We start from the raw sequence: 11,057 nt of genomic DNA, 5'->3' as shown, positions 1-11,057 counted from the left end.
GTGGTCAGGTTCTTCGTGGGGAAGAACGAGAAGGTGGTCAGGTCGGCGAGCGAGCCGACCGGTCGCCCGTGGTACGTGCCGCCGATCGAGTGCGCGGCGAGCAACGCCCCGGTCTCGTCGAAGGACAGCCCCCGCAGGACGGTGGCGCTGTGCCGCACCTGGTCGCTGCCGTGGCCGGTGTAGTCCGCGCGGTCGGACCACTCGCGCCAGGTCCGGCAGCTCTGCGCCAACAGCTCGGCGGAGTCGACCGCCTCGGCCGGGCCTGCGCCGTAGTCGAGCAGCACGTCGACCGTCTGCCCCTCGTGCAGCACCGCCTCGGCCCGCATCGTCGCCCCGTCGACGCGGAACGGCAGCGTCGAGCGGAGCCCCAGCCCGGCGTCGGCGGCCACCCACCGGTCGCCGTCGCGGTGCCACTCGACGGCGTGGGCGCCGTAGCCGGTGCGAGGTGTCACCTCGGCGCGCACCCGCACCGAACCCTGGCGCACGGTGAGGCGGCGTACCAGCAGCATGCCCGCGCGGAACGGCTGGGCGGCGTCGCCGGCGCGGACCGCCAGGAAGTCCTGACCGACCGCGCTGCCCCCGGTCGCGTGGTACACGGTCTCCAGCACCAGCGTGCCGGGCAGATAGCGGCGGACCGGCTCGGCACAGCCGTCGACCGCGAGCGTGAACGCGCCACCCACGCGCCGGTCCAGCAGGCGTGCGAAGACCGCGTCACCTTCGAAGTGCGGCACGCAGAACCAGTCGACGGTGCCGTCCGCGCCGACGAGTGCCCCGGTGTGGGTGTCGGAGAGGAACGCGTACGAGTCGATCGGCGGCACAGAGCTGGACAAGCCGGGGACCGGCACGGGGGTGGTCAAGCCGGGAACCGGCACGCGGCGCGCTTACCCGGCGCAGGACCCCGGAAACAGCCGTCGGCGACTACCGGTCGCGCCGCCGGGTAGTCCCCCGCATGCGACGGTTCGTCAACTGGTCCGGCAGCCTCTCGTTCACCCCGAGGGAGCACGCCGAGCCGGCCGACGAGGACGCGGTACGGGACCTGGTCGTCCGCGCGCGGGAGGCCGGCCGGACGATCCGCCCGGTCGGGTCCGGTCACTCGTCCAGCCCGTTGGCGCGCACCGACGACATCCTGCTCAGCGTGGACCGGCTCGCCGGTGTCATCGACGAGGACCACGACCGGGCACGGGTGTGGGCGGGCACCAAACTCAAGACCCTCGGCGAGGGGTTGTACGACGCCGGGCTGGCCATGGACAACCTCGGCGACGTCGACTACCAGTCGATCGCCGGGGCGACCGCCACCGGCACCCATGGCACCGGCCTCGGCTTCGGCAACCTGTGCACCCAGGTGACCGGCGTCCGCCTGGTCACCGGCACCGGCGACGTGCTGGACATCTCGGCTGACGACAACGCCGACCTGCTGCCGGCGGCCCGTCTGTCGCTGGGCGCGCTCGGGGTGGTCACCCAGGTCACCCTGGACGTGCAGCCCCGCTACGAGCTGCGCCGTCGAGCGTGGTGCGCGCACGTCGAGTGGACCCTCGACCACCTGGCCGAGTTGCAGCACACCAACCGCAACATGGACTTCTACTGGTACCCGCGCAGCGACCAGACCCAGATCCGCACCCTGAACCGCGTCGACGGTGGGCCCGACGTGCGGGTGTGGGCCGCGCCGCGGGTGCCGGACTCCGGCCCGTGGGGCGCGCCCCACGAGATCCGGTCCGGGCCCATCCACCGCACCATCCCCCAGGAACGGGACCTGCGGTTCGAGGAGATCGAGTACATGCTGCCGTCGGAGGCGTTCCCGGCCTGCTTCGCCGAGGTCCGAGCCCGGATCATGCAACGGCACCGCAAGGTCGCCGGCTGGCGGGTGCTGGTGCGCAGCATCGCCGCCGACGACATCTGGCTGAGCAACGCGTACGGGCGGCCGACCACCACGATCGCGTGCCTGCAGAACACCTCCCTGCCGTACGAGGACTACTTCCGGGACATGGAGGCGGTGTTCCGCCAGTACGGGGGCCGACCGCACTGGGGCAAGAAGCACTGGCTGACCGCCGGCGACCTGCGGCCCCTCTATCCCCGCTGGGACGACTTCCAGGCGGCCCGCCGCCGGCTCGACCCGGACGGTGTGTTCCTCAGCCCGGACCTCGCCCGACTGCTGGAGGAGACCTGATGCCCGACGTCGGCGCCTGCCTCTGGGTCGTGCCGGGCGGGCACATCCCGTTCCCCAGCAACGGCCCGGAGCCGGAGTTCACCGGCTTCGACCAACTCTGCGTCCTCAACACCACCGACAGGCGCGCCGACGTGGAGCTGCACATCTACTACGAGGACGCCGAGCCCGTCGGCCCGTACGCGCTGCCCGTGGACGCCCGCCGGGTACGCCACGTCCGGCTCAACGACCTGATCGACCCGGAGGCGGTACGGCTGGACCGACCGTACGGCGCCCTGCTGCGGTCCCCGGTGCCGGTGGTGGTGCAGTTCCTGCGCCAGGACACCCGCCTGCCGGGGGTGGTGGCGCTGGCCGCGACCATGGCGTACCCGGCCTGACAGGTTCGCGCCCGGTCGCGTCGGGTAACCGCGACCATGACGACGACGGCCGGGTCGCCCGGAGGGCTGCGTGCCCGGCTCGTCGAGGCCGGTCGGGGCGGCTACCGGCGGTTGCAGACGTACCTCATCGTGGCGTTGCAGGCAGGGCTGGCCGCCGCCCTGGCCTGGGTGGTGGCCCGCGAGGTCCTCGGAAACCCGGAACCGACCTTCGCGCCGGCCGCCGCCGTCGCCGTCATCGCGGCGTCCCTCGGGCGGCGCGCCCACCGCGCGCTGGAGCTGGTCGCCGGGGTGGTGCTCGGCATCGGCGCGGGTGACCTGCTGATCGGCCTCTTCGGCACCGGGCCGTGGCAGACCGGCGTGATCGTCTTCCTGGCGATCGCGGCCGCGGTGCTGGTACGCGGCACCGGAGCGCTGATGACCCAGGCCGGCGGTACGGCCGTGCTGATCGCCACCCTCACCCCGAGCGCGCCCGACCTGGAGTGGCCGCGCACGATCAACGCACTGGTGGGCGGGGCGGCCGGCCTGTTGGTGATGCTCGTGCTCCTGCCGATCAACCCGCTGCGGACGGTACGCCGGGCCGCCGAACCCGCCCTGGACCTGTTCGCCCGGGAGATGACCGCGTCGGCGCAGGCCCTCGCGGAGGCGGACACCGGACGCGCGCAGGCGACGTTGGAGCGGATGCGCGCCGCCGACCCGACACTCAAACGACTCACCGAAGTGGCGAACGCCGCCGACGAGGTGGTCCGGTTCTCGCCGGTGCGGTGGCGTCGGCGACGCGCGATCGCCGCGTACCGCGGCGGGGTGACCCACATGCAGCGGGCCTTCCGCAACAGCCGCGGGCTGGTCCGCCGGATCGGCACCACGTTGCGCGACCAGGAGCCGGTGCCGGCGGACCTGCCGGCGGCGGTGGAGCACCTGGGCCAGGCGGTCCGACTGCTGAACCGGGAGTTCCTCGCCGGCCAGGAGCCCGTGCAGGCCCGCGCGCGGGTGCTGCGCGCGGTCCGGGAGGCGGGCGGGGCGTGCCGGCAGGGTCTGGGCTTCTCCGGGACGATCGTGGTGTCCCAGCTGCGTACCGCCGCCAACGACCTGCTGCGGGCCACCGGCGTGCCCCACGACGAGGCACGCCGGTTGGTCCGTGAGGCCGCCGCCGACTGACCGCCGCCGCTCAGCCGCGCCGATGGTGCATGCCGAGGCGCAGCAGCACGAAGCGCAGCACGGTCGCGGCCAGGTTCGCGGCCACCAGCACGGCCAGCTCCACCGGCCGGGCCGGCACGGCGTGAACCGCGTGCAGGACGGCCAACGAGCCACTGGTCAACGCCAGACCGAGCGCGAAAGCCAGCAACCCCTGCACGTGATGCCGCCCCACGTCCCGACGCCCCGTGATGCCGAATGTCAGCCGACGGTTCGCGGCCGTGTTCGCCACAGCGGTCACCAGCAGCGCCAGCAGGTTGGCCGGTTGCGCGCCGAGGGCGCCCCGGGTGGCCACGAACAGCACCAGGTACGCGAGGGTGCTGGCCACCCCGACCGCCGCGAACCGGACCAACTGCCGGGGCAACCCGAAGGGCACCTGAGTCGCCGGACCGACCAGCGGCGCACGGCCGGGCGACACGGTCAGCGGTCCCCGGCCGGACGGCACGGTCAGCGGCCCTCGGCCCCACTGGGCACGTAGGGCGGTCAACGGCAGCGCGCCGGTCAGCAACGCCCGACCCAGTCGGCCCACCCCGCGCAGGTCGGCCAGGGCGGTGGCGAGGATGTCCACGCGGCTGTCCGGGTCGTCCACCCAGTCCACCGGCACCTCGTGGATGCGCAGCCCGGCCCGCTGGGCGAGCACCAACAACTCGGTGTCGAAGAACCAGCCGGTGTCGCGCACCAACGGGAGCAGCTCACCGGCCACGTCGGCGCGGATCGCCTTGAAGCCGCACTGCGCGTCGGAGAACCGCGCCGCCAGCGCGCCACGCAGCAACAGGTTGTAGGCCCGGGAGATGACCTCCCGTTTGGCACCGCGTACCACCCGGGAGGTACGCGCCAGGCGGGTGCCGATCGCCAGGTCGGAGTGGCCGGAGATGAGCGGTGCGACGAGCGGCAGCAGCGCCGCCAGATCGGTGGAGAGGTCCACGTCCATGTACGCCAGCACCGGCGCGGACGACGCGGACCAGGCCGCCGACAGGGCCCTTCCCCGCCCCTTGGCCTGAAGGTGCAGCACGTCGACGCCGGGCAGTTCGGTGGCGAGACCGTCAGCTATCGCCGGGGTGTCGTCGACGCTGGCGTTGTCCGCGATGGTGATCCGGAACGGGTACGGGAAGTGCTCGGTCAGGTGGGCGTGCAGCCGTCGTACGCACGGCCCGAGGTCGGCCTCCTCGTTGTAGACCGGGATCACCACGTCCAGCACCGCGCCGGCGGCGCTGGGTCGGGCCTGGACGGCGGCCCGCTGTGCGTTCAGCGCGGTCACGACGCCTCCGTGCCGGTGCTCAGGTCGTAGACGGTGACACCGTCGACGGTCTGCGCCGTGAAGGTCTCCGCGACCCAGGCGGCGATCTCCTGGGAGGAGGAACTGCCGCCGTTGGCCCGGAAACCGCCACCACCGACGAAGTAGTGGATCTTTCCATCGGCGACGTAGCCCTGGAACTGGGCGAGCGTCGGCGAAGGATCGCTGCCATTGAACCCGCCGATCGGCATCACCGGATCTCCGGTGGCGAGCTGGTAGCCGGAGGCGTTGTTGGAGCCGATGGTGGCGGCCACCCAGGTGTAATTGGCGCTGTCGCGCTCCAACAACTCGCGCAGTGCGGCGCTGGGCTCGCGGGCGTCCAACAGCCCGCCCATTCCCCCACCGGCCGAGCGTCCCTGGCCGCCGTTGGGCCCGCCGTTGCGGCCACCGCCGGGGAAGCCCGGCCCCTGGCCGCCGTTCTGACCGCCGCCGTTCTGACCCCCGCCGTTCTGGCCCCCGCCGTCTCGACCGCCGCCGGGGAACTGGCCCCCGCCCGGGAAGCCGCCCGGGAACTGACCGCCACCGTTCTGGCCCCCGCCCGGGAATTGGCCCCCGCCCGGGAACTGACCGCCGCCCGGAAGTTCCATCCCGCCCGGTGGTCGCCCGCCGGGGAAGCCGCCCCGGCCGAATCCGCCCGCCACGAACGGGCCGGCGCTGGGGATCGACCCGGTGTGCGGGGTCGCCGCGGTCTGCACCGCGTACGCCGCCGGGCCCGCGAGGGCCGCCGCGATGCCCAGGCCGAGCACCACCGGCACCGACCGGCGGGGAAGCCGGGTCACCAGCAGGAGCAGCGCCGCGCCGACCAGACCGGCGACGAGCACGACGGCCCGCAGCCACGGGTACCAGTCGGGGCTGCGCCCGAGCAGCGCCCATGCCCACCAGACGGTGACCGCGAGAGTGCCGGCGAGCGTCGCCGTGGCCGCCAATGGACGCCACCGCTGCCGTCGCGAACCGGCAGCGGCACTGTCGGCGGACGCCGGCACCGGATCACCCGCTGGGTTCCCGGTGACAGCCGGTCGCCGCTCGTGCCAGAGCAGCGTGACACCGATGCCGACCAACGCACCGATCGCCGGGGCGAGCGCCACTGTGTAGTACGCGTGGAAGATCCCGGACATGAAGCTGAAGATCAGGCCGGTGACCAGCAGCCAGCCGCCCCAGAGCAGCAACCCGGCTCGGGTCCGGTCGGTACGGGCCGCCCGGCCCGCCACCAGCAGCCCGGCGACCAGCAGGATCGCGGCGGCCGGCAGCAGCCAGGAGACCTGACCGCCGACCTCGCCACCGAACATGCGCAGGATGCCGGTCTGGCCCGAGAACGGACCGCCGCCTCCCGGGCGCCCGCCTCCGCCGCCGACGCTTCCCACCTCGTCGCCGGTGATCCGGCCGAGGCCGTTGTAGCCGAGGGTGAGCTCCAGGATGCTGTTCCCCTGCGACCCTCCGATGTACGGGCGGGCGCCGGCCGGGACCAGCTCGACGAGCGCCACCCACCAGCCGGCGGAGACCACCACCGCCAAGCCGGCCAGCAGCAGTTGCCGGATCCGTCGCCACAGCCCGGTCGGCGCGGCCAGCAGGTAGACACCGGCGAAGACCGGCACCACCAGGAACGCCTGGAGCATCTTGGTGAGGAAGCCGAAGCCGACCAGCACACCGACGAGCACGATCCACCTGGTGCTGGCCGACTCCACCGCCCGGACGGTGGCGTACGCCCCGGCGACCAGCAGCAGGACCAGCAACGCGTCGGGGTTGTTGAACCGGAACATCAGCGTCGCCACCGGAGTGACCGCGAGGACCGCGCCGGCGATCAGACCGGCGGCCGGCCCGTACCAGCGCTTCACCGTCGCGTAGAGCACGCCGACCGAGGCGACGCCACACAGCGCCTGCGGGACGAGCATCGCCCAGCTGTTCAACCCGAAGACCCGCACGGACATGGCCATCAGCCACAGGGACGCGGGGGTCTTGTCGACGGTGATGGAGTTGGCGGCGTCCGACGAGCCGTAGAGGAACGCCTTCCCGCTGACCGAGCCGGCCTGCACGGCGGCGGCGTAGAAGGAGTTCGCCCAGCCGGACGCGCCCAGGCCCCACAGGTAGAGCACAGCGGTGGCGAGCAGCAGGCCAGCCAGCGCGGGCCGGGCCCAGGCCGGCGAGCGACGCGGCGGCGGGTGCTCGTCGGGGCGCGTGGTCGTCGACGGCTCGGGCTCGGCGGGGGCCGTCGGCAGGGTCTCGGTTCTGTCCATGCGGTCAGCCTCGGCGGCGGGGCTGGCGGGACGCCGTGCGCCGACTATGCGTCAGCTGTGGGATTCGGCAGCCGCACCGTGATCACCGTCCGACCTGGGCGGCTGTCGACACCCACCGTTCCCCGGTGGGCCTCCACCACGGCCGCCACGATCGCCAGGCCGAGGCCGGTGCTGCCGTGCGCCCGGGAGCGGGAGCTGTCGCCGCGCGCGAACCGTTCGAACATCTCCGGTTGCAGCTCCGCCGGCACCCCGGGCCCGTCGTCGGCGACGGTGAACACGGCGTTGTCGTCCTCGACGGCCAGCGTGGTGGTCACCGTGCTGCCGGGTGGGGTGTGCACCCGAGCGTTGGCCAGCAGGTTCGCGACCACCTGGTGCAGCCGGGCCGCGTCGCCGGGCACCCGGATCGCCACCTCAGGCAGGCCGAGCTGCCAGCGGTGATCAGGGCCGGCGACGTGCGCGTCGCTGACCGCGTCCACCACCAGCGCGGTCAGGTCCACCGGGTCCGCCGCGAGCGGCCGACCGGCGTCGAGGCGGGCCAGCAGCAACAGGTCGTCGACGAGCCTGGTCATCCGGGTGCTCTCCGACTCCACCCGGCGCAACGCGTGCGCCACGTCGGGGGGAACCTCGTCCCGACCCCGCCGTGCCACCTCGGCGTAGCCGCGGATCGCCGCCAGCGGAGTCCGCAACTCGTGGCTGGCGTCGGCCACGAACTGGCGTACCCGGGTCTCGCTGGCCTGCCGGGCGGAGAGCGCGTCGGCGACGTGCCCCAGCATCCGGTTCAACGCCGCGCCGACCTGACCGACCTCGGTGCGCGCGTCGGTGTCCGCCTCCGGGACCCGGACGGCGAGCGCCACCTCGCCCCGGTCCAGCGGCAGCTCGGTGACCCGGGTGGCGGTGGCGGCGACCCGGTTGAGCGGGCGCAGCGTGGCCCGGACGATCAGCGCGCCGGCCGCGCCGGCGACCAGCAGCCCGACGGCGGCCACCGCGGCCTGCGCCGCCACCATCCACCAGACGGTCTCCTGCACCCCGGACAGCGGCATCGCGACGACGCGTACCCGGCCGTCCCAGTACTGCCGGGCCACAGCCCGGTAGTCGCCGCGCGCCCCGAGGTCGACGGTGCGCGGTTCGGCGTCCACGGGCAGGCCCGCCAGCGCGGCGACGTCCCCGACCGGGACGGCCTGTTCGTCGGGGAACGGGTCGCCGCTGGACGGACTGTCGGTCAGGGTCCGGGCGCTGGTCACCCGCCCGTCGGTGATCACGGCGACCACCGTGCCGGACGGCGACCCGGGTGGCACGCCGGGTCCGTTACCCGGGAAGGCCGGCCGCCCCGGGCGGTCACCCCGCATGGCCGTCGCGGGCGCCAACTGGGCGTCGAGCCGGTCGATCAGGAAGTGCCGCAGCGCCACCGTGGTGAGGCCACCGATCGCGACGCTGACCACCGCCAGCAGCGCGAGCAGGGCGAACACCAGTCGGGTACGCAGGGAGCGGCCGGCCAGCCACCGTCGGGCGGCACGCATCGGTCGGCGGTCACTCCGCGGGTTTGAGGACATAGCCCGCACCGCGCAGCGTGTGGATCATCGGTGCCCGGCCGACGTCGATCTTCTTCCGCAGGTACGAGATGTACAGCTCCACCACGTTGGCCTGGCCGCCGAAGTCGTAGTTCCACACCCGGTCGAGGATCTGCGCCTTGCTGAGCACCCGACGCGGATTGCGCATCAGGTACCGCAGCAGCTCGAACTCGGTGGCGGTGAGCGTGACCAACTGGCCCGCTCGGCGTACCTCGTGGCTGTCCTCGTCGAGGCTGAGGTCGCCGACGGTCAGCACGGCGTCCTCCCGGGCGGCGACCGCGAACCCGGAGCGGCGCAGCAGCGCGCGCAGCCGGGCGATCACCTCCTCCAGGCTGAACGGCTTGGTCACGTAGTCGTCGCCGCCCACGGTCAACCCGGCGATGCGTTCCTCGACGGCGTCGCGGGCGGTCAGGAAGAGCACCGGCACGGTCGGGGCGTACTCGCGCAGCCGACGCAGCACCTGGAAGCCGTCCAGGTCGGGCAACATCACGTCGAGCACCACAGCGTCCGGCTGGAACTGCCGGGCGGCACTCAACGCCGCCATCCCGTTGCCGGCGCTACGGACCTGCCAGCCCTCGTAACGCAGGGCCATCGACAGCAGGTCGGTGAGCGTGGGTTCGTCGTCGACCACCAGCACCCGGACGGGTTCCCCGTCGGGGCGGCGCAGCTCGATCCGGCTCGGTGCGGCCTGCCCGTTCATGACCATGCCGCCCATCGTGGCCGCCACGCCTGTGCCACGCCCCTGCGGAGCCTGTGTGCCAGCTGTGCGGCCGGGTCGACGGGACTCCGGCGTCGCCACCGGTCAGCCCCGCCTCGTGGTCACTCGGACACCCCGTACGCGTCGGTGCGCACGAAGCGCATGCTCCAACCGCCCGTCCCATCCGGGCGGTCGCGTTCGTAGAGGTGGTCGGGGCCGGGCTGCACCGGACCGGTGCCGTCCGGATGCCGCATGATCCAACGCTGCGGTGGGGCGCCGTCCGACCCGGCCGGCAGCAGCCGGACCAGGCCGTCCGCGGGCCCGCCGACGAAGCGTACGGTGACCTCGCTCATCGCGGCGCCTCTCGGGTGACCGTGCCGGCACAGTGGGTGACACCGGCTCTGGCTCGCAAGCTACCGCACCGGCCGCCGCGCCGCAGCGACGTGCGCAGGCCGGCCCGCCCTCGGTGTGCCCAGCGCGACCCGCGCCGGTTTGCCCAGCTCGGCGCTCGGGTACCGCGACCCCAGCACCCGTCGTCGGCGGGGCGTGAACGAGGAGTGGTCGATGCGCACGCTGGACGGGCGGTACCAGCTCGAGCAGCGTATCGGCGTGGGCGGCATGTCCGAGGTGTGGCGGGCACACGACCAGGTGCTGGACCGGCCGGTCGCGGTGAAGCTCATCCTGCCCGGTCCCCACGACCAGGACAGCCCGGTGGAACGGATCCGCACGGAGGCCCGGTCCGCCGCCCGCCTCGTGCACCCGAACGTGGCGAGCGTGCACGACTTTGGCACCTCCTCCACGTTGCCCGGCCGCCCGGTGCCGTACATCGTGATGGAACTGGCCGAGGGTGAGACGCTCGCCGCGCACCTGCGGGCCGGGCCGCTGGACTGGCGGATCTCGGTGCGGGTCTGCGCTGAGGTCGCCGCGGCGCTGGCCGCCGCACACGCGGAGGGCATCGTCCACCGCGACGTCAAACCGGCGAACGTCATGCTCACCCCGGCCGGGGTGAAGGTCCTCGACTTCGGCATCGCCGTCCCCACCGGCACCCCGGACCCGCTGCCCGACGGGATCGTGGTCGGCACCCCGGCGTACCTGGCCCCCGAACAGCTGGACGGGGAGCCCGCCACCCCGGCCGCCGACATGTACGCCCTCGGCGTGCTGCTCTACTACAGCCTCACCGCCCGCCTGCCGTACCACGCGGTCACCGCCAGAGAACTGCTCGGCGTACGCCGCCGACAGCCGCCGGAGCGGCTACCCGCGATCGACGGGCTCCCGCCCGAGGTGGCCGACCTGTGTCACTCCTGCCTCGCCGACGAGCCCGAGCGGCGCCCGACCAGCCTGATGGCGGCACTGCTGCTGGCCGAGGCCGTGGACGCCCGGGTGTACGTGCCGATGACGATCCCGACCGCCCGGCGGCCCGCCCCACCCTCAGCGTGGACCGAACAGGCCGCGTCCGAGTCGACCAGGGTGCCGTCCATGTCGAACAGCACCGCGCCAATGCCTGCCAGTTCCACGCTCACGCTCCAGTTGTTGCTCGC

At 73.7% G+C, this 11,057-nt stretch carries 10 protein-coding genes; 4 read left to right on the top strand and 6 right to left on the bottom strand.

From position 1 onward, the window contains the following. A partial coding sequence (locus ACWCO3_RS24175; protein WP_450012177.1) for a trehalase-like domain-containing protein occupies nt 1–830 on the bottom strand: 830 nt, incomplete at its 3' end. A gap of 119 nt (nt 831–949) precedes the next feature. Here ACWCO3_RS24175 and ACWCO3_RS24170 point away from each other — a divergent pair. The 3 genes from ACWCO3_RS24170 to ACWCO3_RS24160 are packed head-to-tail and all read left to right on the top strand — an operon-like array spanning nt 950 to nt 3,693. Further along, nucleotides 950–2,164, top strand: a complete 1,215-nt coding sequence (locus ACWCO3_RS24170; protein WP_145782525.1) for a D-arabinono-1,4-lactone oxidase — start codon at nt 950–952, stop codon at nt 2,162–2,164. Beyond that, on the top strand, nt 2,164–2,538 hold the full coding sequence (locus tag ACWCO3_RS24165) for a sensory rhodopsin transducer (protein ID WP_208745037.1): 375 nt from the start codon (nt 2,164–2,166) through the stop codon (nt 2,536–2,538). The genes ACWCO3_RS24170 and ACWCO3_RS24165 overlap by 1 nt, the downstream gene beginning before the upstream one ends. A 36-nt stretch (nt 2,539–2,574) precedes the next feature. Next, a complete protein-coding gene (locus tag ACWCO3_RS24160; RefSeq protein WP_244311731.1) occupies nt 2,575–3,693 on the top strand; it encodes an FUSC family protein in 1,119 nt (372 codons plus the stop codon). A 10-nt stretch (nt 3,694–3,703) separates the two neighbouring features. On the opposite strand, the gene ACWCO3_RS24155 is transcribed toward ACWCO3_RS24160, so the two are convergent. The 5 genes from ACWCO3_RS24155 to ACWCO3_RS24135 form a co-directional block, all read right to left on the bottom strand. Further along, nucleotides 3,704–4,987: a glycosyltransferase gene (locus ACWCO3_RS24155; RefSeq protein WP_450012174.1), complete on the bottom strand. Its 1,284-nt coding sequence runs from the start codon at nt 4,985–4,987 to the stop codon at nt 3,704–3,706. After that, nucleotides 4,984–7,254, bottom strand: a complete 2,271-nt coding sequence (locus ACWCO3_RS24150; protein WP_450012172.1) for an ArnT family glycosyltransferase — start codon at nt 7,252–7,254, stop codon at nt 4,984–4,986. The genes ACWCO3_RS24155 and ACWCO3_RS24150 overlap by 4 nt, the downstream gene beginning before the upstream one ends. A gap of 44 nt (nt 7,255–7,298) precedes the next feature. Further along, nucleotides 7,299–8,771 (bottom strand): sensor histidine kinase, encoded by a 1,473-nt coding sequence (locus tag ACWCO3_RS24145; protein WP_450012170.1) that lies wholly within the window; start codon nt 8,769–8,771, stop codon nt 7,299–7,301. 10 nt (nt 8,772–8,781) lie between these two features. Next, complete coding sequence (locus tag ACWCO3_RS24140; protein ID WP_425280578.1) at nt 8,782–9,522, bottom strand: response regulator transcription factor; 741 nt, start codon at nt 9,520–9,522, stop codon at nt 8,782–8,784. A gap of 119 nt (nt 9,523–9,641) precedes the next feature. Further along, nucleotides 9,642–9,872, bottom strand: a complete 231-nt coding sequence (locus tag ACWCO3_RS24135) for a hypothetical protein (protein WP_088989807.1) — start codon at nt 9,870–9,872, stop codon at nt 9,642–9,644. A gap of 211 nt (nt 9,873–10,083) precedes the next feature. Here ACWCO3_RS24135 and ACWCO3_RS24130 point away from each other — a divergent pair. Continuing rightward, nucleotides 10,084–11,057 (top strand): serine/threonine-protein kinase (locus ACWCO3_RS24130; protein WP_450012168.1); only part of this gene is annotated, 974 nt, incomplete at its 3' end.

The organism is Micromonospora sp. NPDC002411, assembly GCF_053592955.1.
Note: the sequence above shows the minus strand (reverse complement) of the source record. Positions and strands in the feature narration are given on the sequence as shown.

Bases quoted from the DNA above. Each gene is read 5' to 3' on its own strand.
- ACWCO3_RS24170 (WP_145782525.1), top strand. From the start codon at position 950: ATGCGACGGTTCGTCAACTGGTCCGGCAGCCTCTCGTTCACCCCGAGG.
- ACWCO3_RS24150 (WP_450012172.1), bottom strand. From the start codon at position 7,254: ATGGACAGAACCGAGACCCTGCCGACGGCCCCCGCCGAGCCCGAGCCG.
- ACWCO3_RS24165 (WP_208745037.1), top strand. From the start codon at position 2,164: ATGCCCGACGTCGGCGCCTGCCTCTGGGTCGTGCCGGGCGGGCACATC.
- ACWCO3_RS24145 (WP_450012170.1), bottom strand. From the start codon at position 8,771: ATGCGTGCCGCCCGACGGTGGCTGGCCGGCCGCTCCCTGCGTACCCGA.
- ACWCO3_RS24140 (WP_425280578.1), bottom strand. From the start codon at position 9,522: ATGAACGGGCAGGCCGCACCGAGCCGGATCGAGCTGCGCCGCCCCGAC.
- ACWCO3_RS24160 (WP_244311731.1), top strand. From the start codon at position 2,575: ATGACGACGACGGCCGGGTCGCCCGGAGGGCTGCGTGCCCGGCTCGTC.
- ACWCO3_RS24135 (WP_088989807.1), bottom strand. From the start codon at position 9,872: ATGAGCGAGGTCACCGTACGCTTCGTCGGCGGGCCCGCGGACGGCCTG.